A 26,429-nucleotide genomic window follows, 5' to 3' on the forward strand; every position below is an offset into this window, starting at 1 on the left:
GAACATGGAGTGAATCATGGCTAAATTGCTGGTGCTTTATTATTCGATGTATGGACATATTGAAACAATGGCAAATGCCGTGGCTGAAGGAGCAAAGCGCGTTAAGGGAGTCGAAGTGACCATCAGACGCGTACCTGAAACGATGAATGCTGAACGTTTCGCCCAGGTCGGCGGTAAAACGGATCAGGCCGCGCAGGAGGCGACCCCGGAAGAGCTTACGCAATATGACGCAATTATCTTTGGTACCCCTACCCGCTTTGGCAATATGAGCGGGCAGATGCGTACCTTTCTCGACCGCACTGGCAGATTGTGGGCGTCGGGGGCGCTTTACGGTAAGCTGGCGAGCGTTTTTTCCTCAACCGGCACCGGCGGCGGTCAGGAACATACCATCTCTTCTACCTGGACGACCCTCGCCCATCACGGCATGGTGATCGTCCCAATCGGCTATGCAGCTAAAGAACTTTTCGATATTTCTCAGGTTCGGGGCGGTACGCCTTACGGCGCAACCACCCTGGCCGGAGCCGATGGATCCCGCCAGCCCACGGAAACCGAGCTGAACATTGCCCGCTATCAGGGTGAGCATGTGGCTGGGCTGGCGCTGAAACTTAACGGATAAATATAACGGGAGAATTAAATATGGCAACGCAACAATCGAAAGCTCACCACGTTGGCGAATGGGCTTCCCTGCGATCGACTTCTCCGGAAATTGCTGAAGCTATCTTTGAAGTGGCAAATTATGATGAAAAACTTGCTGAAGAGATTTGGCAGCAGCAAGGCAGCGATGAGGTACTGTTCCGCGCCTTCGACAAAACGGAGCTGGACGTTCTGACATGGGACAATAAGCAAGTAGAACGCCGCAACGTCTGAGTAATCGACGACTCGCAGCCCTCGCCAGAGGGCTTTTTCTTTGCCTGTCGCGCCATTCCATTAGGAGCATACATGCCATATCAAAGCATTAATCCTGCAACCAATACCCTGATAAAAACCTGGCCTGAACATGATAATCAGCAGGTTGAAGCGGCGCTCGCCACGGCAGATGCCCTCTACCATTCGTCCTGGAGTAAAGGCGACATTAAGCCGCGCCTGCAGGTACTGTATAAACTGGCAGAGTTAATTGAAGCGCGGGTTAACGAACTGGCGGTTATTGCCAGCAAAGAAATGGGTAAGCTCATTAATCAAAGCCGCGGCGAAGTCCGTCTGTGTGCGCAAATTGCTCGCTACTATGCACAAAACGCCGAGCGCTTTTTGGCTCCGGTTCCCTATACCAGCGATCTAGGTGAGGCCTGGGTAGAGCATCATCCGATTGGCGTATTGCTCGCCGTTGAACCATGGAATTTCCCCTATTATCAGCTTATGCGCGTGCTGGCGCCTAACCTGGCGGCGGGAAATCCCGTGCTGGCAAAGCATGCCCCCAACGTTCCCCACTGCGCCGCTCAGTTTGCCGAATTGGTTGAGGAAGCCGGCGCACCGGCGGGCGCCTGGACCAACCTTTTCATCAGCAACGAACAAGTCAGTCAGCTGCTTGCCGACTCACGTATTCAGGGCGCGGCGCTAACCGGCTCTGAACGTGCAGGCAGCGCCGTCGCCGCCCAGGCGGGGAAACATCTGAAAAAAACCACCCTCGAACTCGGCGGCAATGACGTGTTTGTGGTGCTTGACGATTGCGATCTTGATAAGGCAGTCGCAGCCGGCGCAGGTGCGCGGCTCAGCAACTGCGGTCAGGTGTGTACGGCGGCAAAGCGCTTTTTGGTCCATGAAAAAGTTGCCAGTGAGTTCATTGAAAAATTCGTCCAGGCATTCAATAGCGTACGTATTGGCGATCCGCTGGATGAACAGACCACCCTCGGCCCCCTATCTTCTGCTTCCGCGCGTGACAGACTGGAAAAGCAGGTCGCCCAGGCGCTGGAGCATGGCGCCAGATTAATAACCGGCGGCGCGGCGGTTCAGGGCGTTGGCTGCTTTTATCAGCCAACCATACTGACGGATATCAATCGTGATAACCCGGCATGGTATAGCGAATTTTTTGGTCCGGTAGCCCAGCTGTACATCATCAAAGATGACGATGATGCCGTCGCTATTGCCAATGATTCGCCCTTTGGCCTCGGCGGCGCCATTTTCTCCGGTGATCTCAACCGCGCCCGACGCATGGCGTCACGGATAGAAACGGGAATGGTTTATATCAACTCGGCAAGCGACACCGCCGCAGAGTTACCCTTCGGCGGGGTAAAACGTTCGGGATTTGGCCGCGAGCTGTCCGATCTCGGCATCAAGGAATTTATTAATCAGAAGCTGGTTGTGATCGGCCGCGAAAGCTGAGGCGTAAAAAAAACCGTCCCGGTAAGGGACGGTTTTATCGTAACCACCAGTGCTGACTGCGGCTTATTGCGCTTTAGCGGCAGCCTTAGCGTTGCCGTCTGAGTCGGCTTTCGCATTGTCTGCTTTCTTATCCGCAGCGCCTTTATCCGCATCAGCTTTCGCCGGTTTATCAGCGCCAGCCTTCTCTTGGGCAGCTTTATCAGCGGCGGCTTTATCCGCAGCGGCCTTCTCCTGAGCAGCCTTATCAGCGGTAGCTTTATCCGCAACGGCTTTCTCCTGAGCAGCCTTATCAGCGGCGGCTTTATCCGCAGCGACTTTCTCCTGAGCAGCCTTATCAGCGGCGGCTTTTTCCTGAGCGGCCTTATCTGCTGCGGCTTTATCAGCCGCGGCTTTTTCTGCCGAAGCCTTAGCCTGGGCAGCCGTATCCTTCGCCTGCTGATCGGCAGCGGCTTTGCCGGTTTCCGCAGCGCTGGTAGCGGGCGTAGCGGCGACTGGCTCGGCCGCAGGAGGCAGCTGAACCGCCATTGAGGTGTTCTGCAGTGCGCCGTTCAGTACGTTAACGAACTGGTCCCACGGGCAATAACCGTTGGCATCCGTCTGACATCCCGCCATTTGCAGGGTGACGCGCTGCGGCGGGGTATCCAGACTGAGCGGTACCGCGTTGCGCAGCTGATCGGTGGTTTGATAGACGTATTCAACCTTAACCAGATCGCGATTATCTTTGTTGTCGTGCCAGCGCTCGAACACCAGCATCCCACCAATTGGCGTCTCTTCATTCTGCTCTGGTAAAGAGTAGGGTTTGAAATCAAGCGCCTTTAGTATCGAGCCAATATTGGAATCATGTCCGACCATTAGCGTCACTTTTGGCGCGCTGTTTTTATCCTGGTCCACCAGCATGCTGCGGATATAATCGACCAGCGGCGCCGCAACGTTGCGTGCAATTGCCGGCGTACCGAATAAAGTATCCTGATAAGCATTTTTAATCGCCGACAGCTCTTTCCACTGCTCCGCGGTTTTTATTTGGCCCCAGGCTACTTTATCCAGCGGCATTCCTTCGTAATATTGCAGGGTGAAGGCATCAACCAGCGCATTCGCGGTGCGCAGCGGACCGCTAACGCCCGGCTCCTTGCCGTTATCTGCGCTGAATTTATTCTGTTCGCTGCTGGTGAGGTCGCACTTCTTCTTGCCTTTGCAGTCCGGCGACGCTTTGTAATCAATGATTTTTTCCAGACGCTGCAGGGCTGGTTTCAGGGCCAGCTTTTTATCAGCTTCGGCCATATCGTTAATAGCCTGCTGCTGGAAATCTTTGCTGCCGTTGGTGATCACCGGATTAAAGATGGGGTCCATGGTGCCCATTTCATCCTGATGAGAAACCGATACGTCGCAGCCAGGAAACGCACCGGTGATAAAATACTGCGCCGTCGCCAGCGTGCGCTGCAGGCTGTTAGCATAGGCATATACCGCGTTATCCGCCGGGCACTCACCGGCTTTGATCAGCCCCTGTTTTGCCAGCCATTCGCGGGTGTAATTGCCCATGTAAACTTCAAGAATCCCGCCTTTAGTGGTTAACTCTCCGCCGGGTACATTCCATGACGGCCAGCTTTTTTTCGTCGCCTGTTGCAATACGCTGCCGTTATTCGCTAACGGTGCGCGCAGATTGTGGCGGCTGAGCATGAGAACCTGCTCTAGCTGATAATCGCCTTCAGCGCCCCAGGCTGTACCGACCGAAAGTGCGGTGCAAACTGACAACGCACACCAACTCATCTTTTTGATCATATGTTTATCCATTGTTTTGACGGTAACATCCTGACTGGCTTAGCCGGATGATGCCAGCTTCGCGCGAACCCCGAATATCGCTACCCTCAATATTATCCAGAGTGAAACAACCAGGTGTTTTAAAGCGTTACAAGTATGGAGAATATAGCAGACTCTCCTGCTCAGGGTTTAGTCCCCTGGCGACGTTGAAAAGCAACAGAATGTTATTCTTAGCGCGCAAAGCACCAGCATTAAAACAACAAGTAGACAATAATGCCAAAATAATGACTTTCAAACAGTGAAAAAATGGATAAATTACAGAATCGTCAGTGAATCCCGAAATATCTTAAAGTTGCCGTTACCGCAGCAGCGGCAATGACAACCACGATCAGCGACTGACGCGCTAAGGCCAGTAATAATCCGGCGACCACGCCGGCAACCCGGGCTCCACCAGCAAAATGATCGTCCTGCTGGAACGTCGCAATAACAGCAACGGTCACCAACAGGATAGTCGCAGCATCATTCAGCAGCTGGCGGCTGCTCTCGCCCAGCCCGAGGCGATGACCTAATACCACCCCCGTCAGACGAATTAAGTAGGTGCCCACCGCCAACGCCACAATACCGCCAGCTATCCACCAGGGATGTTCCATCATGTTTTTTTCTTCCTTATCAGTAAACCGCTCAGCGCGCTGAGAATCGGTAATCCGACCGGTAAAAAGGGCGAAACTATCAGTGCAGTGGTGACACCGGCGAGCGTTGAAACCAATGTCTGGCGATTTTTCAGCGCCTCCAGCGTTAGCGCCAGCAAAATTGCCGGGAATACGGCGTCCAGGCCGATGGAGGCCGGGTCAGGAATTATCTGGCCGATAACGCCGCCCAGAATGACGCTGAGTGGCCAGATGAGAAAAATCCCCATGCCGCATAGCCAGAATGCGGCCCGCGCTTTACGCGGTGACTTTTGCGCCAGCCCTACCACGACGCTCTCATCGTTCATGATGTGATAACCAAGAAAACGCGTTGGCGTACGCCCGATAAGATCCTTCACCGCCATGCCAAAGGGTAAATGACGCGCATTAACCAGCAGACCCGCAACCACCGCTGCGGTAATGCTGCCGCCTCCGCCGACGATGGTAACGAAAAGAAATTCCGATGCCCCCGCCAGCACTAAAAGTGACAGCGCTGCAGCTACCCACAATGGAAAACCATAGCTGATAGCGGTTGAACCATAGGACAGGCCAAAAATACCATCGGCAAGACAGATTAAAAGGATGGATTTCAGCAGCTTTTTATTGATATAACGCAGACGCATCCTGAACACCACAACATAAAAAACGATCGTTCGTTATAATGAACACTACCGATTCAGTTTTCAATGCATCCATACCATTTTGTTGGAAATAATATGAACACACCCATTGCGATGATTGCCCATAGCCTGGTCAGAGAACGCCAGCGTAAAGGTCTCAGTCAGGGCGAGCTGGCTCGGCAGGCCGGCGTGGCAAAATCCACCTTATCCCAGCTGGAAGCGGGAAATGGTAATCCCAGCATTGAAACCCTGTGGTCGCTTTGCGTCGCGTTAGATATCCCTTTCGCCAACCTGATGATGGAACCGCAAATAACAACCCGCCTCGTACGCCGGGGAGAAGGCCTGACGGTGGCCGCCGAGCAGGCGGACTATCAGGCTATCCTGCTGGCAACCTGCCCGCCGGGCGCTCGCCGCGATATCTATCAGGTGGAGAGTCAGCCAGGTAACGGTCGCTGTTCGCTGCCTCACCTGCCAGGAACCGTGGAGCATATCATTATCACCCATGGTCGGGCGCTGGTTGGTCTGAGCGATCGGCCGGTCGAATTAAACGTTGGCGACTATTTGTGTTACCCCGCTGACCACGCGCATATTTTCCGTGCGCTGGAGGCGGATACAAGGGCGGTAATGATTATTGAACATGTGTGAAGTGGAATATCTCAGGCGTTTATCCGGCCGGGGATGGCGCTGAATTAGCTGACGTTTGGAGTCGTAATGCCGTAGTCAAAGATTTGCTCAGGATACGCATTTTCTTCCGTAGCTTGCGGATGGGCCAGTCTACATAAGACGTCAAAAACATCTGCCGTGGGTAAATTAAACATTTCAATATTTGCAGAATGCGAAAATAACACGCAGTTATTATCAACAATATCATAACGTTCTGAAAATAATGTAGATAATCTGATTCCATCCGGATAGGCGTTGGCATTGACGATGAAACTAAATAAACCCGTTTTGGAAAAGTTACGCCACTGTGGAATATGCTTGATGCTATAAAAAAACCCCATGCTGCATAACACAGCATGGGGTTGATATCTGGCGGAGGAGGAGAGATTCGAACTCTCGAACGGTTTCCCGTCGCCGGTTTTCAAGACCGGTGCCTTCAGCCACTCGGCCACCCCTCCGCATATCATCGTGTATTCACTGATGATGGCGCGGGAGTATACTCAGGCGGATGGCCTTTGCCAATCTCTTTTTATGCAACCGCCGGCTGATTGCATAATGCTTAACCGCCCTGCCGATCGTCGCCTGCCGTTCAGCCCTGTTCCGCACAAAGAAAAACCCCATGCTGCAAAGCAGCATGGGGTTCGTGTCTGGCGGAGGAGGAGAGATTCGAACTCTCGAACGGTTTCCCGTCGCCGGTTTTCAAGACCGGTGCCTTCAGCCACTCGGCCACCCCTCCGTAATGAGGCGAACTATAAACATCCCCTGAAAATATGTAAAGGTGGTTTTGCTTCAGTTGCCTGAAAAACAGGCGATTACATACCGTTTGCATTTATTATCGCCAGTTTGCTCACAGTTCACGCGCCTGGCGGCGTAAACTACGGGTAAAGAAGGGTAAAACGGCTTCCCCTGTTGACTGTGACTTCATATTCTTGTCTCAGTTTTGTGACTCTAAGTGAGGCATTTTATGGATCGCATCATTACCTCTTCGCGCAGTCGGTCGCTGCTCAGCACCCACAGGGTACTGCGCAATACCTACTTTTTACTCGGACTCACGCTGGCGTTTTCTGCGGTTACCGCCACAGCCAGCACCGTTTTTGCTCTGCCTGCACCGGGTCTTATTCTGATGCTGGTTGGGTTTTACGGTCTGATGTTTCTTACTTACCGGCTGGCCGATCGTCCGGCAGGTATTCTGGCGGCCTTTGCATTCACCGGCTTCCTTGGTTACTGCCTTGGTCCGATCCTCAATAGCTTTCTGATGGCGGGCATGGGCGACGTTATCGCTCTGGCATTAGGCGGCACGGCACTGGTCTTCTTCTGCTGCTCAGCCTATGTGCTGACCACGCGCAAAGATATGTCGTTCCTGTCAGGTATGCTGCTGGCTGGCTTTGTGGTGCTGCTGCTGGCGGTTATCGCTAATCTGTTTTTAAACTTACCGGGCCTACAGCTGGCTATCAGCGTAATGTTCGTACTGTTTTCCTCCGCCGCGATCCTGTGGGAAACCAGCAACATTATTCAGGGCGGTGAAACCAACTACATTCGCGCTACCGTCAGCCTGTACGTCTCCATTTATAACATCTTCATCAGCCTGCTGAGCATTCTTGGCTTTACCCGCAGCAACTGATGTCTTGCCGCTAAGCGTTTAATAAAGCCCCTGATGGGGCTTTATTTTTGCGCTCAGAAAAATTTGTTACACTGCGCGCCTGAATGCATGTGAGGCTATACCGTGATATCTGCAGGAAAAGAGATTGCCCGTGACGCTAACGGCTACCTGAAATCCGTTGATGACTGGACGCCGCAGCTGGCTGAAATGCTGGCGGATGAAGAACAAATCGTACTTAGCGAGGCACACTGGGAAGTGGTCAACTTTGTGCGGGCATTTTACCTTGAATTCAACACCTCCCCCGCGATCCGCATGCTGGTAAAAGCGATGGCGCAAAAATATGGAGAAGAGAAAGGTAACAGCCGCTATCTGTTTCGTTTGTTTCCTCAGGGACCGGCTAAGCAGGCAACAAAAATCGCTGGCCTGCCTAAGCCAGTTAAGTGTCTCTGACGCTTAATTAGTGGTAAAGCGATCGGGCTCCTGCTGGGGCTGATGAGGTTCGGTCAAGACCCGTTCGACTTTTGCGCTACGCGGTCCGCCGGCTTTCAGCCAGTTAATCAAACTATCCACCTGCTCCGGGTCCCCCCAGGCCAGCACCTCAACAGAGCCGTCATCCAGATTGCGGGCATGGCCGCTCAGGCCAAGTTCGCGCGCTTGTTGCTGTGTGCTGTAGCGAAACCCAACGCCCTGCACCCTACCGTGGACCCAGGCCAGTACGCCTTTTTTCGTCATCATTACCTCCTGAATGCGGATTCGTTGCTTTTTAACCGCATCACACCGACAATACGGCCTGTTTTTCTGAAAATAAGCATAGCAAATGTCAGCGCGATTAATTCTTGCCAAAGGACGCGAAAAGTCCTTACTCCGTCGTCATCCGTGGATTTTTTCCGGTGCCGTTTCCCGCATGGAAGGAAAAGCCAGCGCCGGAGAAACCATCGATATCTGCGACAGCCAGGGCAACTGGCTGGCCAGAGGGGCGTTTTCTCCGCAGTCGCAAATCCGGGCCCGCATCTGGAGTTGGAACGCCGACGAGTCAATCGATAGCGATTTTTTTGTCCATCGTCTGCAGCAAGCGCAGAAGCTGCGCGAGTGGCTAGCGCTACGCGATGGCCTGGACAGCTATCGACTGATTGCCGGAGAATCCGACGGTCTGCCGGGCATTACTATCGATCGTTTTGGTCACTTTCTGGTATTGCAATTGCTTTCCGCCGGGGCTGAATACCAACGCCCTGCCCTGATTGCCGCGCTGCAACAGTGCTATCCTGAACTGTCTGTTTACGATCGCTCGGACGTCAGCGTACGTAAGAAGGAAGGATTAGCGCTCAGCCAGGGGCCGGTCTGCGGCGAGCTTCCTCCCGCACTACTAACCATCACTGAGCACGGAATGAAGCTACTGGTTGATATCCAGGGTGGGCACAAGACCGGTTATTATCTCGATCAACGCGATAGCCGCCTGGCAACCCGTCGTTATTCGGCGGGTAAGCGCGTACTGAACTGTTTTTCCTATACCGGCGGCTTTGCCGTTTCGGCATTACTTGGCGGCTGTGAATCAGTGGTCAGCGTCGATACCTCACAACCCGCACTGGATATCGCGCGCCAAAATGTCGAGCTTAACGGGCTGGATACAGATAAAGCGCAGTTTATTCGCGACGACGTATTTAAGCTGCTGAGAACCTGGCGCGATCGGAATGAAAAATTCGATCTTATTGTGCTGGATCCGCCGAAGTTCGTCGAAAATAAAAACCAGCTGGCGGGTGCCTGCCGGGGTTATAAAGATATCAATATGCTGGCAATGCAGCTGCTTAATCCCGGCGGGACGCTATTAACCTTTTCCTGCTCAGGGCTGATGCCGACCGACCTGTTCCAGAAAATTATCGCTGATGCAGCCTTAGATGCGCATCGTGATGTACAATTTATAGAGCAATTCCGTCAGGCAGCCGACCATCCGGTGATCGCCAGCTATCCTGAAGGCCTTTATCTCAAAGGATTTGCCTGTCGGGTCCTGTGACTTGAAAAGCATTGCCCTGCCCTCATATAAGCGTCAGGGCAATGTTGAGGGGAGGTCATGATGATTGCCAGCAAGTTCGGTATCGGTCAGCAGGTTCGACATAAAATGTTAGGTTTTCTCGGCGTGGTGGTGGACGTTGACGCAGAGTATTCGCTTGATAAGCCCGCCTTTGATGAAGTCGCCGACAGCGAACAGCTGCGGGCATCGCCCTGGTATCATGTGGTGATGGAGGATGACGATGGCCAGCCGGTCCATACTTACCTCGCTGAAGCCCAGCTTTCCTGGGAAGCACAGGCTGAACACCCGGAGCAATCTTCCCTGGACGAACTGGCGGATTCGATTCGCAGGCAGCTTCAGGCGCCCCGCCTGCGTAACTAATCCGTCGGGCCGCGGCTGACATCGCCCGCTGTCAGCCTGATTTTTTCTCGAGTCCCAGACGGGGGATTTCAATCTTTGGACAGCGGTCCATAATGACGTTAAGCCCCGCCTCTTTAGCTAAAACTGCCGCCTGCTCATTGATCACGCCCAGCTGCAGCCACAGCGTTTTCGCCCCTGCGGCAATGGCCTCCTGAGCAACCCCATAGGCTGCTTCCGAGTTGCGAAAAACATCGACCATATCCAACGGCTGTGGAACCTCAGCCAGCGAACCATAGACGGTCTGCCCCAGCAGCATGCCGCCCGCCAGCTTAGGGCTAACAGGAAAAACCTGATATCCCTGTTCGAGCAGATACGCCATAACGCCGTAGCTGGGGCGGGCCGTGTTATCGCTGGCGCCAACCAGCGCAATGGTGCGACTGGTCTCAAGCACATCCTTAATCACATCGTTATACATATTTTTTCCTTATCTGATTGCGCTTATATTAGTGTAAATTACCGCCGCTTTTTCGACGAGAGCCCGTTGCCGCCAGACGTGAAAATGCGGTAATCGCACGAATAAATATGTTTAAATGTTAATATAGTGTCATAGTGAAAGACTTAGATACATTTATCAGGCAACGTACGCCCTCGGGTCGGAGAAAGAATGAAATTGCGTTTGTGGTGCGCAGGTCTGTTAACCATGCTGATCGGTACGGCTCTTCATGCGACCACGCTGAAGCTGGAGCCTGAGATTGATTTGCTGGTGTTAGATGGCCATAAGATATCAGGCTCCTGGCTGAAAGGGGCCGACGGCATTGAGCTGGAAAAAGGACAGCACCAGTTTTTGTTTCGCGTGGAAAAAACCCTCAGCGGCGCCAGTCGCAATGCACGATATATTTCAGTACCGCTAATCGCCACGTTTGTTGCTGAGACAAAATCCGTCAGTATTCGCCTTCCCGTGCTGGAAACCCTCAACGATGCAAAACAGCTGGACAGAGGCGCTGGCTTTCAACTGATTAATGAACAGAATCAGGTTATCGCCAGCCAGCACGACACGCTCAGCCTGAGAGCAGGCAGTGATGCTGAGCAGGCGATGGTGGCTTATAATCGTGCGAATCATATTGCGTCGGTACCGCGTTTTGCCGAACCACAGCAGGCCGTAGGACAACTATCACCATCTGCGGAAAGTGTTGCGTTTAATAACTCTCCGGATGCCGCCGTGCTTTATCGTTGGTACATGCAGGTAGACAGCGCAACCCGCCAGCATCTGCGTCGCCTGCTAAAAGCCCTGCATACCAGTTGAACGCTGCCGCCTGAGGGCGCTAAAATCCCATTGTTCCCTTTTAATCCGATTATTCTCACCAGGATATTCCTAATGGATCAAACCACCCGAAAAATTCCGGAAAAAAAGCACATTGCGCTGGTCGCTCACGATCACTGCAAAACCGCGCTCATGCAATGGGTTGAACTTTATAAAGAGACGTTAAGCCAACATACGCTGTATGCGACCGGCACTACCGGCAACCTGATCCAGCGGGCAACCGGCCTGCCGGTTAAATCAATGCTCAGCGGGCCGATGGGCGGCGACCAGCAGGTTGGCGCGTTGATTTCTGAAGGCAAAATCGATGTCCTTATCTTTTTCTGGGACCCACTAAACGCCGTTCCTCACGATCCAGACGTTAAAGCACTGCTACGCCTGGCTACGGTCTGGAATATTCCGGTCGCCACCAACCGCGCCACGGCGGATTTCATTATTCACTCGCCGCTTTTCCATCGCGAGCAGGAGATATTGATTCCGGATTATCAACGTTACCTGCAGCAGCGCCTGCAATAAGCCTGCTGCGGATCCGCTTCACGGCTTGCGCTGCACGGGTACGCCAAGCCGTTTAAAATCATCAACAAATGCTGAAGGCGCATCGGGATCGAACAGCAGCCATACCTGTTCCTTCGCCCTGGTAAGCGCGACATAGGCCAGACGCCGCTCCTCGGCATCGGGGAAATCTTCCGGCGCAGGCAGCAGTACCTCTTCCATTACCGACTCTCTGGCCTGCGCCGGGAATCCTTCCTTCCCCGTGCGTAAACCAGGCAAAATAACATAGTCAGCCTGCCTGCCCTTACTGGCATGAATGGTCATAAATTCAATATTGAGCTTAGGCCAGCGTGTCTTTGCTTTATCCAGCTCGGCGGGACGCAGATAATGATAACGCGCCAGAACCAGCACCGTTTCCTGCGGTTTAACAAAGCCACTGAGCTTGTTTAACAGCGATTCAAGCTGACTCTCCGGCAGCAATACCACGGCCTTCTTATTGCCCTTACGCAGACTATTGAGCGGTTTTCTTAACTGATGAGGGTTTTCCTGAACAAAGCGGTTGGCGATGTCGCCGATGCGTTCGTTAAAACGATACGTTGTATCAAGTATGCAGCGATCCCCTTCACCAAAGTGATGATGAAACGCGGTGGTCAACGTCATTTCCGCGCCGCTAAAACGGTATATCGCCTGCCAGTCATCGCCAACGGCAAACAGCGAAGTACGCTTATTCTGACGTCGCAGAGCCGCCAGCAACAAAGCACGCTGTGGCGAAATGTCCTGAAACTCATCAACCAGAATCGCTTTCCATGAGCTGATAAAGCGTCCTTTATCCAGCACGTTGACCGCCTGGTGAATCAACCCGGCAAAGTCCACGGCGCCTTCTTCTTTAAGCGCGCTTTTCCAGGCCTTAAGCAGCGGCGCCATTAGCCTGACCCGTTTAGCAAACTTGTCACGCAGGGCTTCCGGGGCGCTTTCAATCATTTCCGCCTGCGCGCCACCGTGGGTGCGCATTAACCCCAGCCAGCGTTCAAGGCGGCTGGCGAGTCGGTTAGCCAGCCGCTCATCCTGCCAGAAAGCCGCGTTCTCCAGCTCCCAGCCAAGTTCTTCCTCCAGCCACTGACGCCAGCCTTTTGCCTGTGCTTTCTTTTCTGCGCACTGCTGACGCCAGACCTCAATCAGAAGCTGGCGTCGCTTGCTTGCATCGCTTTCCAGGCTACTGATAGTCGGCGCCCGTTGGCTGCCCTGCTGAATGATATGTAACGCCAGCGAATGAAAGGTTCTGGCTTCAATTTCTTCAGTATTCAGCCTTTGGCGGATGCGGTCGTTCATCTCCTCAGCGGCTTTACGTCCAAAAGCCAGCAGCAAAATTTGCTCAGGCTCGGCGAGCTTACGCTGCATCAACCAACCGGCGCGAGCAACCAGCACGGAGGTTTTGCCGCTACCGGCCCCTGCCAGAGTTAATACCGCGTCTTCACCATTAATCACCGCTCTGGCCTGCGACTCATTTAACGGCGATGTTTCTACCGTATTGAAGAAATCCGCGTATTCCTCCAGCATCTGCGTGGTCCACTGCGCGTTACGCCGCTGCCGTTGCTCATCGGCCTGATGATACCAGCGCTGACAATACGCCCACTGCTGCGCGCAGTTTTCAAATTGAGAAACACGCTGATGAGGTAGCGGCAACCCAGCGAATAAACCATCAAGCTGCTGGCGCAGGCTGGTAATATCGCTGCGCTTAAGCCAGCGTGATTGCTGCTCAAGATCGTCGATAACGCTGACGGCATCAGACAGCACCGCGGCGCTGACCACGCTCATCTCCTCTCCCCACTCGGTCCATGCTTTGTCCAGATAGTGAAAGAAGCGCTGCGTCTCGCCCCACTCGGTACCGTGCAGGCGCACGACTTTTTCATCAATCAACGTGAACTCCAGCTCGCCCCAGACCAGTCCTCGCTTACAGCGAATGGAAAGCAGTTGATTAAACGGAATCAGGTACTGATGCTTTTCTCCACTGACCTCAACACCGGCATTCAGTAAACGAACCCTGTTATAAGGATGCTGCGCCAGATGTTTGCCAAGCGACGTTGATTTAAGTTCCATGCCCCTGACCTGTGGTGGCAATAAGTTATTCACCTAGTTTACCGGCAGGAGGTTTAGCGCTCCAGCGCTAAAACGCGTTACAATCAAGGCATTGAACATTGCCTTTATTTTTTCAGGGGAGAGGCGCTATGCGCACCGTACTTAATATTCTCAACTTCGTACTGGGTGGCTTCGCTACCACGCTGGGCTGGCTGCTGGCGACGCTGTTTACCATCATACTTATTTTTACCCTGCCGCTAACGCGCTCCTGTTGGGAAATAACCCGGCTTTCTTTGCTCCCTTTCGGTAATGAGCCTGTACACGTTGACGAACTCTACCCTGAGCGGCGTAACGCGCTGCGCAACGGCGCCGGCACGCTGCTGAATATTGTCTGGTTTGTTCTATTCGGCTGGTGGCTTTGCCTGAGCCATATTTTTATTGGCATTGTGCAATGCTGCACCATAATCGGCATTCCGGTCGGCATCACAAACTTAAAGATTGCCGCTATCGCGCTCTGGCCGGTTGGACGTCGGGTGGTCTCGGTGGAAGAGGCCCGCGCAGCACGTGACGCCAACGCCCGCCGTCGTTTCAATCGGACTTAATAATGCAGCCCGCACGGCCGTTTACATTGCGGCGCTTTAACCTCAGCAGCGCCTGGCTGTACAACCTGCGTATTTTGCTGGCGCTGATCGGCACCACCGCCGTACCGCTATGGTTACAGCAAATCACCTGGACCATTCCGCTTACCCTCGGCGTCGTAGCCGCTGCGCTGACGGATTTAGATGACCGGCTGACCGGACGTTTACGTAATCTGGTCATTACGCTTACCTGCTTCTGCATTGCGTCGGTATCGGTCGAGCTGCTCTATCCCTGGCCCTGGCTGTTTATTATCGGGCTTGGCCTGTCTACATGGGGCTTTATTCTGCTGGGAGCGCTGGGGCAACGCTACGCGACCATTGCCTTCGGCGCCTTGCTGATCGCGCTTTATACCCTGCTGGGCGTCGGACTTTTTCCACAATGGTATCTGCAACCCTTTCTGCTACTGCTGGGGGCAGCCTGGTATAATTTATTAACGCTCTGCGGACACCTGATTTTCCCCATTCGACCGCTGCAGGAAAATATTGCCAGCACTTTTATCCAGCTGTCGCACTATCTGGAAGCTAAGGCCAGCCTGTTCGATCCCGACGTTGAGACGGGAGACAATCGAGGAATGATCGAGGTCGCAATGACTGACAGCCGGCTGGTCGAGCAACTCAACATAACGAAAGCGTCGGTACAGAGTCGGCTACGCGGCGATCAGGGACAGCGCGGCACGCAAAGAACATTGCACTACTATTTTGCCGCCCAGGATATACACGAAAGAGCGAGTTCGTCGCACGTTAAGTACGATGCGTTACGTAAAGCATTTCGCCACAGCGATATTCTTTTTCGCTTCCAGCGACTATTGACCTTACAGGCTAAAGCCTGCGAACGGCTGGCTGAGACCATTCTGCTGCGACGTCAGTACCAGCACGATCCGCGTTTTGAATATCACTTTGCTAACCTGAGAATTACGCTGGCTCAGCTTGATGCCGGGGCAGGCTATCCGGCAGAGCGTAAAGCGATGCATTTTCTACTCAACAATCTGCGGGCAATTGATGCCCAGCTCGCCACCATTGAATCTGAGCAGCGGCTGGCACAACCGCATGTGAGCGAAAATCAGCTATCAAATGACGGCTTAACGGGTTGGCAGGATATCCGCCTGCGCTTCAGCCGCCATCTCTCGGCTTCCTCGCCGCTATTCCGCCATGCGGTACGCATGTCATTATTGCTTTGCTGTAGCTACGCAATGATTCAGTTTACCGGGATGAAGCATGGCTACTGGATCCTGCTGACCAGCCTTTTCGTTTGTCAGCCTAACTACAATGCCACTAAAAGCAGATTAACGCTGCGCGTCGCCGGAACCCTGGCCGGGATACTGATAGGTTTACCTGTGCTATGGCTAGTGCCGGCAGTGCAAGGACAGCTGTTACTGATAGTCATCAGCGGCGTGCTGTTTTTCGCTTTCCGCACCGTGCAATATGCCCATGCAACGATGTTTATCACTCTGCTGGTGCTGCTTTGCTTCAACTTATTAGGCGAAGGATATGAAGTGGCGCTGCCGAGAATAATTGATACCCTGATAGGCTGCGCGCTTGCCTGGATGGCAGTCAGCTGGATTTGGCCAGACTGGCGTTTTCGTGATTTCCCTTCGGTGATACGCCGCACGCTTAACGCGCACTGCCGCTATCTGGACGCCATTCTGGTGCAATATCACCAGGGCAAAGATAACCGGGTCGATTATCGTATTGCCCGACGAAATGCGCACAATGCCGCCGCCGAATTAGCAGCGGTAGTGGCTAACCGGTCAGACAGAAAAGCAGATTCCACCCTACAAGAGGAAGACGCGTTCCGGCTGCTGTGCCTCACCCATTCCCTGCTCAGCTATATCTCAGCCCTTGGCGCCCACAGGGAAAAGCTGGAAGACGAGGCGTTATTATTATTACTGGATGACACGGTCTGCTATGTTGATGACGCCTTACAACCAGAAGTTGCAATTTCCCCGGCGTTGGATAAGCAGCATTCTTTATTGTTAAAACGCATTGAAACCGTCGAGTCGCAGGTTGAAGGTAACGCCCACCTGATTTTGCAACAGATCTCGTTACTGCTTGCACTGCTTCCGGAATTAACTGAGCTTCAATCGCGCATCATCACTATCGATAGCGCTGACGCTCTAACTGGTCAACCTTAGCTTCATACCAGCTGCGCAGTTCGGCTTTCACCTCTCCGGGCAACGCCTGATAATGAAAGCCGCTCAGCGCGCCTTCTAAGGCATAGAGAGTATTCAATCCAAGATGTTTATTCAGCGCGCGTAGCTTGAGCCAGCAGGCCTTCGCGCCTTCAGCTTTAAACATACTGATATTCTTGATCCCCGCTTCGCGTAGTAATCGCTCCAGCTGATGGCCGATATTAGGTAAACTGCGCATGCCGACGGCCTGTTTTGATAGCTCATTATGGTATTGGGCACCCTGTAAACACAGACGTGATATCGCCACCAGCTGCTCTGGTTCCCGCCAGAGCGTCTCATTTACCCGATAGTAGTCAAGACGGACAGGCACGCCTCGCTTCTGAAGCTCTAACGTTTGCAGTTTACGCTCACAGAGATAAGGCTTTGACGCCTCACAGGCGCGCAAATAAAGCTCGCCTTCTGCAACAACGGCAAACACCGCTTTGCCCACGCTCAGGCTGTAACCGCCAAATTGAGTGCGTACTTTAATAGCGCCAAGCGGATTTAATAGCTGCGTAATACGCTCAATACGTCCCTTTTTTGTCATCATTTCCTCCTTGTTAATCAACCTGGTTGCTCCAGACATTAGTGATTTCAGTAAAGGCATTCAATGCCTCGCCCGCGTTTTTGCCAAAATCGCGCAATATTTGCGAGGCGTTTTCAAAAAATCAGGTTGATCTTCATCCTCTGTAGTTATACTGTATATTCATACAGTGACATTACAGGTGAAGAGATCATGCGTACTCAAATTTCTAATTCTTATCGCGTTAGCAAACCTGTGCATTTGAACCCTTGCCCCACCCCCACGCTGAGTTCCGGCACAATTGCCGAGCTGGTATTTAGCGAGGATCAGATTGCTATGATGCAATTAATGTTATTACCGCTGCTGCAGCAGCTAAGCATCGAATCCCGCTGGCAGCTGTGGCTCACCTCAGAGCAGAAACTTAGCCGTCCCTGGCTGAAATCAACCGGTCTGCCGCTGGATAAAATGATGCAAATCCAAAGCCCGGGAGAACAGCCAACGTTAGAAGCAATGAGCAGAGCATTGCGCACCGGTAATTACAGCGTCGTTATTGGCTGGGTTCAGAACCCACTGACGAATGAGCAGAGGAAAATGCTGGAGACGGCGGCAAAAGCAGGGCATGGTTTAGGCTTGATTTTATGTGCGTCAAACCTCCAGAAGACCTCCGGGAGACCAGTAAACAGCCTAAAAATTCCCTCTAGTTTGTATCATTAAGTAAAAATGGGAATATTCTCAGGGAACATTCCTTTCACCCCTCTGATAACCTTCTGATTCTATTATGACGCGGTGTGACAATGGGTTAGCCGCGTTAGCAGAGATAGCGGCTCTTAATTTTTACGCTATAAATGTTAAAAAATATGTAGAAAACGCTATTTTTTTCTCTTACCACCCAACATCATACTTGTAAGTTTTTCACGACGTTGTAGACTTTATCACGCCGAGGTGCTCCAACAACCTCCATGCGGAAGCGTAATAATTGAGCTATAAAGCCCGGCGAAGGATTAAACCAAGAGCTAAATTCAGCTCCTTGCCTATTTGGATGATAACGAGGCGCAAAAATGAAAAAGACAGCTATCGCAATTGCAGTGGCACTGGCTGGCTTCGCTACAGTAGCGCAGGCCGCTCCGAAAGATAACACCTGGTATGTCGGTGGTAAACTGGGCTGGTCTCAGTTCCACGATAAAGGCTACTACGGCAACGGTTACACCAACAACGACGGTCCTACCCATGAAAGCCAGCTGGGCGCAGGTGCATTCCTGGGCTATCAGGCGAATCCTTATCTGGGCTTCGAACTGGGCTATGATTGGCTGGGACGTATGCCGTATAAAGGCAATACCGTTAACGGCGCGTTCAAAGCACAAGGTATTCAGCTGGCAGCTAAACTGAGCTACCCGCTGACTGACGACCTCGACATCTATACTCGCCTGGGCGGTATGGTATGGCGTGCTGATTCAACTCAGTACAATGCCAATACCGGCAACCGCATCAGCGACAACGACACTGGCGTATCTCCGCTGGCAGCCGTTGGTGTTGAATACGCACTGACCAAAAACTGGGCTACTCGCCTGGATTACCAGTGGGTTAACAACATCGGTGATGCTACCACCGTTGGTGCCCGTCCGGATAACGGCATGCTGTCTCTGGGCGTAGCTTATCGCTTCGGCCAGGATGAAGCAGCTGCGCCTGCTCCGGCACCGGCTCCTGCTCCGGCACCTGTTGTTCAGACCAAGCGCTTCACTCTGAAGTCTGACGTTCTGTTCAACTTCAACAAAGCTACGCTGAAACCGGAAGGTCAGCAGGCTCTGGATCAACTGTACAGCCAGCTGAGCTCCATGGATCCGAAAGACGGTTCCGTTGTTGTTCTGGGTTATACCGACCGCATCGGTTCTGACCAGTACAACCAGAAACTGTCTGAGAAACGTGCTCAGTCCGTTGTTGATTACCTGGTGTCTAAAGGTATCCCGTCTAACAAGATCTCTGCACGTGGCATGGGCGAAGCTGACCCGGTCACCGGTAGCACCTGTAACAGCGTGAAAGGCCGCAATGCCCAGATCAGCTGCCTGGCTCCGGATCGTCGCGTAGAAATCGAAGTTAAAGGCATCAAAGACGTTGTTACTCAGCCTCAGGCTTAAGTAAAACGGCTTTAAAAAACCCCGCAGATGCGGGGTTTTTTTATCTATAAATTTTGCGTCATGCTAAGGAAATTTGTTGCCGCGTTAGCTCTCGCTCTCCTTAGTACTACCAAGAATAGCCTGCAGATCCTCTTTCAGAAGCGACATCTTGCTGGCATATTTCTCTTTACGCTCGGCGTCTTCTATTAACTGCACGATAGTTTCAGAAAGGGTGCTGTTACGACGCTGCGCTAGCCCCGCGAGGCGTTGCCACACCAGATACTCAAGATCTATCGATTTCTTACGCGTATGCTGATGCTCCGCATTGAAATGACGCTTACGCCGGGCGCGTATTGTTTGCTTCATGCGGTTTTCCAGCGCCGGGTTGATATGTTTTTGTATCCACGACAATACATCTACCGGCTGATTTTCCATAGCCAGCAACTCATCAACCGCAGCCTGAGCTGCGCTCAGCTCGATATAGCGCGTTATTAACTCCCCTTCGCGGTGTTTTTTAACCAGATACTTCCATTTCCATCCGCTTTCAAGATTTTCGAGCTGCTGATATTTCATCGGAATCTCAATGCTGAACACCCTGATTACAAAGCATAACAGCTTTTTGCAACACATAAACCGGGAAAACAGTTTACATGTGCGAAAGCTGTGCGCCACCGCAGCTAAATGTTCAACCGCGATGCTTAACCGGCTGAAATACAGTATAATGCGCCCTTTGTTCATTTCAGATAAATACGACGACATTGACCAGCACGAAACTTGATTGGCAGGCGCTACGGCCGCAAACCGATAACTACCAGCACTATTTTTCTCACGTCACTGAGGACACCTCAGGGTGCTTTGAAAAAACTCAGGCGCGACTGGCAAACGGTTTGCAGGCATTCAGTCAGACGACGGCAGAACCGGCCATGATGCTGGTAAAAATCGCTGAGTATGGTCAATATCTGACGCTGCTGCGCGACAGGTTGACACAGCTGGAAGCGGATAATCCCTCCTCACAATGGTGCGGAGGTCAGTACACCCTTGAGGGCAACCAGGCGCGCTACCGGGCGTTTGCCAGCCCCGAGGATAACTTCGCCTGTCAGAGCGGTCAGGTTAGCGTTGCCGACTGGATCGAGCCGGAACAACTATTCGGCTGTGTGCGTCTTTTTCAGGAGACGCTAACCCTTGAGCCCGGCCTGATTCATCGCCTTAACGGCGGCACGCTGATTATCTCGCTGCGCGCCGTACTCACTCAGCCCCTGATGTGGCTACGCCTGAAGCAAATTTTTCTCAGCCAGCAGTATGTCTGGCTGTCGCCGGATGAAACCTGCGCGCTGCCGATATCAATTCCCGCTATGCCACTGAAGTTCCGGCTACTTATCGCCGGCGACCGCGAAGCGCTGGCCGAATTTCAGGAGATGGAGCCGGAATTATCCACGCTGGCGATTTACAGCGAATTTGAAGAAAACATTCAAATCGTTGACGATGAAGAGATAGCAGACTGGTGTCAGTGGGTGCGTAGCGTTGCCGATGAGGCGGGGATTGGCGCCATTGAAGCCGATTTCTGGCCCGAACTGATTATCGAAAGCGTGCGCTATACCGGCGATCAGGAAACGCTGCCCCTCTGCCCCTGCTGGTTATCCCGTCAGCTGCAGGATGCCGTTATCTACAGCGAGGATAATGGGCTCGCGGCCAGCCAGCTAAAGAGCGCGCTTGAAGCCCGCGCCTGGCGCGAAGGTTTTCTTGCCGAGCGAATGCAGGATGAAATTCTGCTCGACCAGGTCCTTATCAATACTGAAGATGAAGTGACAGGCCAAATAAACGGCCTCTCGGTTATTGAGTTCCCAGGCCATCCACGCGCCTTTGGCGAACCCGCACGTATTAGCTGCGTAGTGCATCCCGGCGACGGTGAATTTACTGATGTTGAACGCAAAGCGGAACTTGGCGGCAATATCCATGCTAAAGGCATGATGATTATGCAAGCCTGGCTGGTTTCAGAGCTGGAACTGGAACAGCAGCTGCCCTTCTCAGCGTCAATGGTATTTGAACAATCATACTCTGAGGTAGACGGCGATAGCGCATCACTGGCAGAGCTGTGCGCCCTGATTAGCGCGCTGGCGACGCAGCCGATCAACCAGCAAATTGCGGTAACCGGTTCGGTCGATCAGTTTGGCAACGTGCAACCGGTTGGCGGACTCAATGAAAAAATTGAAGGCTTCTTCCAAATTTGCCAACAGCGCGGGCTGAGCGGAAAACAAGGTGTTATTTTACCCGCCAGTAACACGCGGCATCTGGCGCTGAACGATGAAGTGATCAATGCCGTCAGAGAACAGCAATTTCATATCTGGACCGTCAGCCATACCGAAGATGCGCTGCCGCTGCTGATGCAAAAATCATGGAATACAGAACAGGGCAGCTGCCTGCTGCGAACGATTCAGGACCGCATCGCGCAAATGAATCAGCAGGATAACCGGCATCGCCCATGGCCGCTACGTTGGCTAAACTGGTTTAACCACAACTGATCGGAGTTGTTGAGCGTACACCTGTTCGCTAATCTTCGACACTCACGAAAATAGGGCTAAAGAACGATATGGTAGATAAACGCGATTCCTACTCTAAAGAAGACCTGATTGCCTCAGGTCGCGGTGAGCTATTCGGCGCAGGAGGTCCTCCCCTTCCGGCGGGCAATATGCTGATGATGGACCGCGTGGTCGAAATGAACGAAACCGGTGGCAATTACCATAAGGGCTATGTCGAAGCAGAGCTGGATATCAAGCCGGACCTGTGGTTCTTTGGCTGTCATTTTATTAACGATCCGGTGATGCCTGGCTGTCTGGGGCTGGACGCAATGTGGCAGCTGGTTGGCTTCTACCTCGGCTGGTTAGGTTCAGAAGGCAAAGGCCGTGCGCTGGGCGTGGGTGAAGTTAAGTTCACCGGCCAGGTACTGCCAACGGCGAAGAAAGTAAGCTATCGCATCCATTTTAAACGCGTCATCAGTCGTAAACTGGTTATGGGCGTAGCGGATGGCGAAGTACTGGTTGACGGTCATGTTATCTATACCGCCACCGATTTAAAAGTTGGCCTGTTTAAAGATACCAGCGCTTTCTGACCTGCAAAAAAATAAACCTCCGCGCTGGCGGAGGTTCTTTCCTGACAACGAACAGAATCAGGCTATTGCCGTCGTCCTGTCCTCCATGGCTTGTCGCCAACCTCCCAACCAGTGAGACCGTGCATCAACCATTTGATAGGGACACATCTCTTTAGAGCGTCCGCTAATACCTGCCTGATAACCGCGAGAATGCGCGCGTTCAAGTCGGTCTCTTTTCTGTCTCTTCATGCCTTGTTTCCCTCATTTTGACTGGTGGAATTCGGATGTTAAGAAAGCAATGGCTACTTTTTAAAGCAGCCATAAAATTGGTTTTAACTCTTGCCGCCAGAAAGATCAATGCGCAAATTTCACGCCAATGTCATCAAAATGACTTGTAAAGTTATGTTACCGCTGCGCTTTAGGTTGGCTTTTTATGCTGCTAATAGCCTGAAGGACAATTAAAAAGTCCCCGATCCTGACGAATTTTCATCCACCAGCAATCAAGGACTTAAAGAAGATAATAATTATTATTTATTTACTGAGGAGTCGGCCAGATGGCGGGCAATTTGTGCAGAAACCCGTTGCCATCCCTGCCCTAAGGTTTTGACTAAGGCATCATAGCCATCGGCGCGCTGCGCTAGCACCAGCGAGAATCCTCGCCGCTCAATGTGGTCTCCCCGTTGCAATATCCAGTCTCCGCTGACAACCGCTTTGCCGTCGTAACGTCCCTGGAAACCAGTAACATTAACGCTAAGGGTATCAGGCCGCTCTCCCAGCGGCGCGGCGGACACTACCCGACCCGGCAGCTGAGCTGATAAGTCGCTGACCAGCGCCTGCTTGAGTTGTTGATCGAGCGGACTGGCCCAGAGATGGCTGGAGGCCATGACATATTTAACGCTGCTGGTCTGGTACACCACGCCGTTGCCGGATAAATAGTCCGGCATCGTGACACGATCAACCCAGATCGCCGCCGGATGAGCGCCGGCGGTATTTTGCAGCTGCGCATTCACTGGCGAATCTGTCAGCGGGATCTGGTAATAGGACGGCTGCGAAGAACTGCCGCAGGCGCTCAGCGTGAGCGCCACCATTAACGCGGGGATCCATTTCATCATTTATCTGCCCTCTTTGGCTGAGGATCGTGGCCCGGCTTAGCCTCAAACACTAACGCATTGCTCTTGGTATTAAGCGTACGCAATACCGGCTGCAGCTCACGCAGCACCTGATCCAGGCGCTGCATATCGGACACCATGCGGTTATAGGCCGGCGACCCCGGCTGCACGCCCCGCAGGCTGCGGTTAACGTCACGTAGCGTCTGCTGCATATCCGCCGGCAGCTTCTGCATCTCTTTACTGCTGATAATCTTATTGAGGCTAGTCAGCGTGCGGTCCAGATCGCGCATTGAACGCTGGCTCTGCTTCAGCGTTCTGGTCGCTTCGTTCAGCATGGGATCAATGGGCAAATTGTTAATCTTATCCAGCACTGCCACCAGCTTCTGCTGGATCTGATTCAGACCGCCATCAATCGTAGGGACCACCTCATAGCCTGCTACCGAGCCGGGACCGCTGTATGCTTTAGCGTTATGATAAAAATCGAGATCAACATAGAGCGCGCCGGTCAGCAAATTGCCGGTTTTCAGCGAAGCGCGCAGGCCCTGCTTTATACCGGTTTTCAGATGCTGGTCGATATTAAAGTCATTACCCAACATGCTGCGGAAACGGTCGGGTTCGATGCGGATCAGCACCGGAATACGGTAGTCATTATCCAACCGCTGCGCGACAGGCATTGATCTAAACGGCACTTCGGTAACGGTGCCAAGGCGAATGCCGCGAAACTCAACGGGCGCGCCGGGCTGCAGACCTCTGATCGACTGGTTGAAGAACATCAGGAAGTCCTGGTGCTCAGTATAAAGCGAATCCTGGATACTACGCTGATCGTCAAACAGGCGATATTCAGCCTGGTTCTTCGCCAGTTGGCCTAGATCCCATCCCTGCGGCACATCAAAACTCACCCCGCCGCTAAACAGCGTGGTCAGCGATCCCATTTCGACACGCATACCCGAAGCCGACATATCGACGGCAATACCGCTATCTTTCCAGAAGCGTACATTGGTCGTGACCAGCCGATCATAAGGCGCAGTGATAAACAGCTGATAGGTCATCATGCGTTTTTCGGTATCAAAATGCGCGGTTTCCACCGAGCCGACCCGATAGCCGCGAAACAATACCGGATCGCCGGAATTCAGCTGGCCTGCTTTGCCGCTGTCCAACGTGATATGTATCCCTTTCGCATCAGGGGGTGCCAGCGGTGGCGCATCCAGCAGCTTGTACTCTTTTGGCTCGCTGCCTTTGCTGCCCGGCTGCAATTCAATATAAGCCCCCGACAGCAACGTCCCCAGACCGCTGATGCCCGAACGGCCAATCGTCGGTTTCACTACCCAGAAAACGCTGTCGCCATGCAGCAGCTTTTCCATGCCGGCATTAAGGCGTGCGGTGATCTTTACATGATGCAGATCGTCGGTCAGAACGGCACTCTCCACGACGCCAACGTCAACGCTGCGGCTTTTTATCGCCGTTTTACCCCCTTCAATACCTTCGGCGTTGGTGGTAATGAGCGTCACTTCCGGCCCCTGATGACTGTAATGCCAGAACAGGATCCACCCGCCAATCAGCAGGGTGACAATCGGTACGATCCACACCGGCGACCAGCGTTTGATCTGTTCTATCTGGGCCGAGCCCGGATTATTCTCCTGCAAGTTTCAGCTCCTTCCCGTTTTTGTGCGCAGAGCGCTCACGATCCCACGTCAGACGGGAATCAAAGGTCATAGACGCAATCATGGTCAGAATCACCACCAACGCAAACAGTAATGCGCCGATAGCCGGATAAATACTCATCAGCTGCCCCATCCTGACCAGCGCGGAGAGAATAGCAATGACAAATACGTCAGTCATCGACCAGCGGCCAACAAATTCAACCACCTCATAAATCAGCTGCATTTTTTCACTGTCACGCCTGCCATAGCCTGCGGCATCCCAGCAAAGCCAGGCTATTGCCAGCATTTTTAGCGAAGGCACCATAATGCTGGCGATAAAAATAACCAGGGCAACAGGGTAAGATCCCTCTCCCCACAGCAGCACCACACCCGCCATAATCGTCGAGGTGATTTTACTTCCCAGCGCCTGGGTTACCATGATTGGCAGTAAATTGGCGGGGATATACAGCATCAAGGAGGTAAGAAGCAGCGACAGCGTCCACTGCAGGCTGTGGCGACGACGCGCCGCGCCGCGCGTATGGCAGCGCGGACAGACAATTTGCTGCGCGGGGAGCACCGCTGCGCAGCAGCGACAAGAGCGCATTTGTTGGCTTAATCCGCTTACGCCCGCTACCGGCACTGCTGGCAATGCCGGCAAGGGAGCAACCTCCTGCCACAGCAAACGCTTATCAATGCACATAAAAGCGCGCAGCTGTAGCAGACAGAACAGGCACCAGGGGAAAAAGCTGCTCCCCAGGCCAATATCGCCATAGGCCATCAGCTTGACGAAGCTGACCAGCACGCCGACCAGAAAAATTTCGGCCATTCCCCAGGTTTTAAGGTGGAACAGCACCCGGGTCATCACGCGTTTCCATCCCAGCGGCAAGCCAACCCGGTTAACCAGCAATAAAATGGTGAGCATACACAGCGCCGGCACGCCCTGAACCAGCAGCAAAAACAATGTTGCCAGACTGGCGTAGTCCTCATTAATCATCACTTCGGGAATGCGCCACAAGGTAATCTGGCTGCTGAGTCCCGCTACGTGCATGCTGATAAAAGGAAACAGATTCGCCAGCAATAGCATAAACAACGCCGCCAGGGTATAGCCGGTAGAACGCTTACGCGTATCACGCCAACGCGTTAACAGCGTGGTATGGCAGCGCGGACAGCGCGCTTTTTGCCCCGGCTGCACCGCCGGAAGATGGGTCATCAGATCGCACTGCGGACAGAGCATCCATTGTTCCGCGGGGTGTGATGCACACAT

29 protein-coding genes and 2 tRNA genes are annotated in these 26,429 nt (G+C 53.0%); 16 read left to right on the forward strand and 15 right to left on the reverse strand.

Features of this window, described 5'->3' with window-relative positions; genetic code table 11:
* Positions 1–16: 16 nt before the first annotated feature.
* The 3 genes from wrbA to BTJ39_RS06960 all read left to right on the forward strand — a co-directional run bounded on the left by wrbA (position 17) and on the right by BTJ39_RS06960 (position 2,316).
* Positions 17–616 carry an NAD(P)H:quinone oxidoreductase gene (gene wrbA, locus BTJ39_RS06950; protein ID WP_078001943.1) on the forward strand — a complete coding sequence of 200 codons (600 nt, stop codon included), beginning with the start codon at positions 17–19 and terminating at the stop codon, positions 614–616.
* A gap of 20 nt (positions 617–636) precedes the next feature.
* Complete coding sequence (locus BTJ39_RS06955) at positions 637–867, forward strand: YccJ family protein (RefSeq protein ID WP_078001944.1); 231 nt, start codon at positions 637–639, stop codon at positions 865–867.
* Positions 868–939: 72 nt separating this feature from the next.
* Positions 940–2,316 carry an NAD-dependent succinate-semialdehyde dehydrogenase gene (locus tag BTJ39_RS06960; RefSeq protein WP_078001945.1) on the forward strand — a complete coding sequence of 459 codons (1,377 nt, stop codon included), beginning with the start codon at positions 940–942 and terminating at the stop codon, positions 2,314–2,316.
* Positions 2,317–2,379: 63 nt separating this feature from the next.
* On the opposite strand, the gene agp is transcribed toward BTJ39_RS06960, so the two are convergent.
* From agp to BTJ39_RS06975, 3 genes are all read right to left on the reverse strand, one after another.
* Entirely contained in the window at positions 2,380–4,092 is a 1,713-nt protein-coding gene (gene agp / locus BTJ39_RS06965; RefSeq protein WP_078002112.1) for a bifunctional glucose-1-phosphatase/inositol phosphatase, read from the reverse strand.
* Between the two features lie 305 nt (positions 4,093–4,397).
* Positions 4,398–4,721, reverse strand: coding sequence for an AzlD domain-containing protein (locus BTJ39_RS06970; protein ID WP_078002113.1), 324 nt, complete (start codon positions 4,719–4,721; stop codon positions 4,398–4,400).
* Positions 4,721–5,380, reverse strand: a complete 660-nt coding sequence (locus tag BTJ39_RS06975) for an AzlC family ABC transporter permease (RefSeq protein WP_078001946.1) — start codon at positions 5,378–5,380, stop codon at positions 4,721–4,723. Before BTJ39_RS06975 ends, BTJ39_RS06970 begins: the two co-directional genes overlap by 1 nt.
* Positions 5,381–5,473: 93 nt before the next feature.
* Between BTJ39_RS06975 and BTJ39_RS06980 the strand changes: the two genes are divergently transcribed.
* Positions 5,474–6,022, forward strand: coding sequence for a helix-turn-helix domain-containing protein (locus BTJ39_RS06980; RefSeq protein ID WP_078001947.1), 549 nt, complete (start codon positions 5,474–5,476; stop codon positions 6,020–6,022).
* A 44-nt stretch (positions 6,023–6,066) separates the two neighbouring features.
* Here the strand turns inward: BTJ39_RS06980 and BTJ39_RS06985 are convergent, their stop codons facing one another.
* The 3 genes from BTJ39_RS06985 to BTJ39_RS06995 form a co-directional block, all read right to left on the reverse strand.
* On the reverse strand, positions 6,067–6,381 hold the full coding sequence (locus BTJ39_RS06985; RefSeq protein WP_078001948.1) for an Imm42 family immunity protein: 315 nt from the start codon (positions 6,379–6,381) through the stop codon (positions 6,067–6,069).
* Between the two features lie 29 nt (positions 6,382–6,410).
* Positions 6,411–6,498: transfer RNA gene (locus tag BTJ39_RS06990), tRNA-Ser, on the reverse strand.
* A gap of 190 nt (positions 6,499–6,688) precedes the next feature.
* Positions 6,689–6,776 (reverse strand) — tRNA-Ser (locus BTJ39_RS06995).
* A 228-nt stretch (positions 6,777–7,004) separates the two neighbouring features.
* On the opposite strand from BTJ39_RS06995, the gene yccA reads away from it, so the two are divergent.
* Positions 7,005–7,661 (forward strand): FtsH protease modulator YccA, encoded by a 657-nt coding sequence (gene yccA, locus BTJ39_RS07000; protein WP_078001949.1) that lies wholly within the window; start codon positions 7,005–7,007, stop codon positions 7,659–7,661.
* 102 nt (positions 7,662–7,763) lie between these two features.
* Positions 7,764–8,090 carry a TusE/DsrC/DsvC family sulfur relay protein gene (locus BTJ39_RS07005; protein WP_078001950.1) on the forward strand — a complete coding sequence of 109 codons (327 nt, stop codon included), beginning with the start codon at positions 7,764–7,766 and terminating at the stop codon, positions 8,088–8,090.
* A gap of 3 nt (positions 8,091–8,093) precedes the next feature.
* Here the strand turns inward: BTJ39_RS07005 and yccX are convergent, their stop codons facing one another.
* Entirely contained in the window at positions 8,094–8,375 is a 282-nt protein-coding gene (yccX, locus tag BTJ39_RS07010) for an acylphosphatase (RefSeq protein WP_422386018.1), read from the reverse strand.
* An 82-nt stretch (positions 8,376–8,457) separates the two neighbouring features.
* Here yccX and rlmI point away from each other — a divergent pair, with 82 nt between their 5' ends.
* Positions 8,458–9,648: a 23S rRNA (cytosine(1962)-C(5))-methyltransferase RlmI gene (gene rlmI / locus BTJ39_RS07015; RefSeq protein WP_078001952.1), complete on the forward strand. Its 1,191-nt coding sequence runs from the start codon at positions 8,458–8,460 to the stop codon at positions 9,646–9,648.
* Between the two features lie 60 nt (positions 9,649–9,708).
* Entirely contained in the window at positions 9,709–10,026 is a 318-nt protein-coding gene (gene hspQ / locus BTJ39_RS07020; RefSeq protein WP_078002114.1) for a heat shock protein HspQ, read from the forward strand.
* Positions 10,027–10,057: 31 nt separating this feature from the next.
* On the opposite strand, the gene BTJ39_RS07025 is transcribed toward hspQ, so the two are convergent.
* On the reverse strand, positions 10,058–10,480 hold the full coding sequence (locus tag BTJ39_RS07025; RefSeq protein WP_078001953.1) for a CoA-binding protein: 423 nt from the start codon (positions 10,478–10,480) through the stop codon (positions 10,058–10,060).
* 189 nt (positions 10,481–10,669) lie between these two features.
* Here BTJ39_RS07025 and BTJ39_RS07030 point away from each other — a divergent pair, with 189 nt between their 5' ends.
* Both BTJ39_RS07030 and BTJ39_RS07035 read left to right on the forward strand, forming a co-directional pair.
* The gene (locus BTJ39_RS07030) at positions 10,670–11,308 is read left to right on the forward strand and encodes a YccT family protein (RefSeq protein WP_078001954.1); all 639 of its coding nucleotides are present in this window, start codon (positions 10,670–10,672) and stop codon (positions 11,306–11,308) included.
* Positions 11,309–11,380: 72 nt separating this feature from the next.
* On the forward strand, positions 11,381–11,839 hold the full coding sequence (locus BTJ39_RS07035) for a methylglyoxal synthase (RefSeq protein WP_078001955.1): 459 nt from the start codon (positions 11,381–11,383) through the stop codon (positions 11,837–11,839).
* An 18-nt stretch (positions 11,840–11,857) separates the two neighbouring features.
* On the opposite strand, the gene helD is transcribed toward BTJ39_RS07035, so the two are convergent.
* Entirely contained in the window at positions 11,858–13,912 is a 2,055-nt protein-coding gene (gene helD / locus BTJ39_RS07040; RefSeq protein WP_078001956.1) for a DNA helicase IV, read from the reverse strand.
* Between the two features lie 128 nt (positions 13,913–14,040).
* On the opposite strand from helD, the gene BTJ39_RS07045 reads away from it, so the two are divergent.
* Positions 14,041–14,493, forward strand: coding sequence for a YccF domain-containing protein (locus BTJ39_RS07045; protein WP_078001957.1), 453 nt, complete (start codon positions 14,041–14,043; stop codon positions 14,491–14,493).
* A 2-nt stretch (positions 14,494–14,495) separates the two neighbouring features.
* Positions 14,496–16,661 (forward strand): YccS family putative transporter, encoded by a 2,166-nt coding sequence (yccS, locus tag BTJ39_RS07050; protein ID WP_078001958.1) that lies wholly within the window; start codon positions 14,496–14,498, stop codon positions 16,659–16,661.
* On the opposite strand, the gene BTJ39_RS07055 is transcribed toward yccS, so the two are convergent.
* Positions 16,624–17,247, reverse strand: coding sequence for a TfoX/Sxy family DNA transformation protein (locus BTJ39_RS07055; protein WP_078001959.1), 624 nt, complete (start codon positions 17,245–17,247; stop codon positions 16,624–16,626). The genes yccS and BTJ39_RS07055 overlap by 38 nt on opposite strands.
* A 186-nt stretch (positions 17,248–17,433) precedes the next feature.
* Between BTJ39_RS07055 and sulA the strand changes: the two genes are divergently transcribed.
* Both sulA and ompA read left to right on the forward strand, forming a co-directional pair.
* Positions 17,434–17,934, forward strand: a complete 501-nt coding sequence (sulA, locus tag BTJ39_RS07060; protein WP_078001960.1) for an SOS-induced cell division inhibitor SulA — start codon at positions 17,434–17,436, stop codon at positions 17,932–17,934.
* Between the two features lie 344 nt (positions 17,935–18,278).
* A complete protein-coding gene (ompA, locus tag BTJ39_RS07065; protein ID WP_078001961.1) occupies positions 18,279–19,352 on the forward strand; it encodes a porin OmpA in 1,074 nt (357 codons plus the stop codon).
* An 84-nt stretch (positions 19,353–19,436) separates the two neighbouring features.
* Here ompA and matP read toward each other — a convergent pair whose 3' ends face one another.
* Entirely contained in the window at positions 19,437–19,904 is a 468-nt protein-coding gene (gene matP / locus BTJ39_RS07070) for a macrodomain Ter protein MatP (RefSeq protein WP_078002115.1), read from the reverse strand.
* A gap of 185 nt (positions 19,905–20,089) precedes the next feature.
* On the opposite strand from matP, the gene BTJ39_RS07075 reads away from it, so the two are divergent.
* Both BTJ39_RS07075 and fabA read left to right on the forward strand, forming a co-directional pair.
* Entirely contained in the window at positions 20,090–21,850 is a 1,761-nt protein-coding gene (locus BTJ39_RS07075) for a S16 family serine protease (RefSeq protein WP_078001962.1), read from the forward strand.
* A 68-nt stretch (positions 21,851–21,918) separates the two neighbouring features.
* Positions 21,919–22,437: a bifunctional 3-hydroxydecanoyl-ACP dehydratase/trans-2-decenoyl-ACP isomerase gene (gene fabA, locus BTJ39_RS07080; protein ID WP_078001963.1), complete on the forward strand. Its 519-nt coding sequence runs from the start codon at positions 21,919–21,921 to the stop codon at positions 22,435–22,437.
* A gap of 57 nt (positions 22,438–22,494) precedes the next feature.
* Here the strand turns inward: fabA and rmf are convergent, their stop codons facing one another.
* The 4 genes from rmf to pqiA all read right to left on the reverse strand — a co-directional run bounded on the left by rmf (position 22,495) and on the right by pqiA (position 26,429).
* Positions 22,495–22,665: a ribosome modulation factor gene (rmf, locus tag BTJ39_RS07085; RefSeq protein WP_078001964.1), complete on the reverse strand. Its 171-nt coding sequence runs from the start codon at positions 22,663–22,665 to the stop codon at positions 22,495–22,497.
* 278 nt (positions 22,666–22,943) lie between these two features.
* Entirely contained in the window at positions 22,944–23,528 is a 585-nt protein-coding gene (gene pqiC / locus BTJ39_RS07090; protein WP_078001965.1) for a membrane integrity-associated transporter subunit PqiC, read from the reverse strand.
* Positions 23,525–25,168, reverse strand: a complete 1,644-nt coding sequence (gene pqiB / locus BTJ39_RS07095; protein ID WP_078001966.1) for an intermembrane transport protein PqiB — start codon at positions 25,166–25,168, stop codon at positions 23,525–23,527. The genes pqiC and pqiB overlap by 4 nt, the downstream gene beginning before the upstream one ends.
* Complete coding sequence (gene pqiA / locus BTJ39_RS07100; protein ID WP_078001967.1) at positions 25,155–26,429, reverse strand: membrane integrity-associated transporter subunit PqiA; 1,275 nt, start codon at positions 26,427–26,429, stop codon at positions 25,155–25,157. The genes pqiB and pqiA overlap by 14 nt, the downstream gene beginning before the upstream one ends.

Source organism: Izhakiella australiensis, from assembly GCF_002006995.1.
GTDB lineage: Bacteria > Pseudomonadota > Gammaproteobacteria > Enterobacterales > Enterobacteriaceae > Izhakiella > Izhakiella australiensis.

What these genes read in the sequence shown, in the direction of transcription:
- rmf (WP_078001964.1), bottom strand. Translation starts at nt 22,665, where the DNA reads ATGAAGAGACAGAAAAGAGACCGACTTGAACGCGCGCATTCTCGCGGT.
- pqiC (WP_078001965.1), bottom strand. Translation starts at nt 23,528, where the DNA reads ATGATGAAATGGATCCCCGCGTTAATGGTGGCGCTCACGCTGAGCGCC.
- pqiA (WP_078001967.1), bottom strand. Translation starts at nt 26,429, where the DNA reads ATGTGTGCATCACACCCCGCGGAACAATGGATGCTCTGTCCGCAGTGC.
- fabA (WP_078001963.1), top strand. Translation starts at nt 21,919, where the DNA reads ATGGTAGATAAACGCGATTCCTACTCTAAAGAAGACCTGATTGCCTCA.
- rlmI (WP_078001952.1), top strand. Translation starts at nt 8,458, where the DNA reads ATGTCAGCGCGATTAATTCTTGCCAAAGGACGCGAAAAGTCCTTACTC.
- hspQ (WP_078002114.1), top strand. Translation starts at nt 9,709, where the DNA reads ATGATTGCCAGCAAGTTCGGTATCGGTCAGCAGGTTCGACATAAAATG.
- helD (WP_078001956.1), bottom strand. Translation starts at nt 13,912, where the DNA reads ATGGAACTTAAATCAACGTCGCTTGGCAAACATCTGGCGCAGCATCCT.
- BTJ39_RS07035 (WP_078001955.1), top strand. Translation starts at nt 11,381, where the DNA reads ATGGATCAAACCACCCGAAAAATTCCGGAAAAAAAGCACATTGCGCTG.
- BTJ39_RS07025 (WP_078001953.1), bottom strand. Translation starts at nt 10,480, where the DNA reads ATGTATAACGATGTGATTAAGGATGTGCTTGAGACCAGTCGCACCATT.
- BTJ39_RS06985 (WP_078001948.1), bottom strand. Translation starts at nt 6,381, where the DNA reads ATGGGGTTTTTTTATAGCATCAAGCATATTCCACAGTGGCGTAACTTT.
- ompA (WP_078001961.1), top strand. Translation starts at nt 18,279, where the DNA reads ATGAAAAAGACAGCTATCGCAATTGCAGTGGCACTGGCTGGCTTCGCT.
- wrbA (WP_078001943.1), top strand. Translation starts at nt 17, where the DNA reads ATGGCTAAATTGCTGGTGCTTTATTATTCGATGTATGGACATATTGAA.
- BTJ39_RS07030 (WP_078001954.1), top strand. Translation starts at nt 10,670, where the DNA reads ATGAAATTGCGTTTGTGGTGCGCAGGTCTGTTAACCATGCTGATCGGT.
- BTJ39_RS06955 (WP_078001944.1), top strand. Translation starts at nt 637, where the DNA reads ATGGCAACGCAACAATCGAAAGCTCACCACGTTGGCGAATGGGCTTCC.
- BTJ39_RS06980 (WP_078001947.1), top strand. Translation starts at nt 5,474, where the DNA reads ATGAACACACCCATTGCGATGATTGCCCATAGCCTGGTCAGAGAACGC.
- BTJ39_RS06960 (WP_078001945.1), top strand. Translation starts at nt 940, where the DNA reads ATGCCATATCAAAGCATTAATCCTGCAACCAATACCCTGATAAAAACC.
- BTJ39_RS07055 (WP_078001959.1), bottom strand. Translation starts at nt 17,247, where the DNA reads ATGATGACAAAAAAGGGACGTATTGAGCGTATTACGCAGCTATTAAAT.
- sulA (WP_078001960.1), top strand. Translation starts at nt 17,434, where the DNA reads ATGCGTACTCAAATTTCTAATTCTTATCGCGTTAGCAAACCTGTGCAT.
- BTJ39_RS07045 (WP_078001957.1), top strand. Translation starts at nt 14,041, where the DNA reads ATGCGCACCGTACTTAATATTCTCAACTTCGTACTGGGTGGCTTCGCT.
- yccS (WP_078001958.1), top strand. Translation starts at nt 14,496, where the DNA reads ATGCAGCCCGCACGGCCGTTTACATTGCGGCGCTTTAACCTCAGCAGC.
- matP (WP_078002115.1), bottom strand. Translation starts at nt 19,904, where the DNA reads ATGAAATATCAGCAGCTCGAAAATCTTGAAAGCGGATGGAAATGGAAG.
- yccA (WP_078001949.1), top strand. Translation starts at nt 7,005, where the DNA reads ATGGATCGCATCATTACCTCTTCGCGCAGTCGGTCGCTGCTCAGCACC.
- BTJ39_RS06975 (WP_078001946.1), bottom strand. Translation starts at nt 5,380, where the DNA reads ATGCGTCTGCGTTATATCAATAAAAAGCTGCTGAAATCCATCCTTTTA.
- BTJ39_RS06970 (WP_078002113.1), bottom strand. Translation starts at nt 4,721, where the DNA reads ATGGAACATCCCTGGTGGATAGCTGGCGGTATTGTGGCGTTGGCGGTG.
- agp (WP_078002112.1), bottom strand. Translation starts at nt 4,092, where the DNA reads ATGATCAAAAAGATGAGTTGGTGTGCGTTGTCAGTTTGCACCGCACTT.
- yccX (WP_422386018.1), bottom strand. Translation starts at nt 8,375, where the DNA reads ATGATGACGAAAAAAGGCGTACTGGCCTGGGTCCACGGTAGGGTGCAG.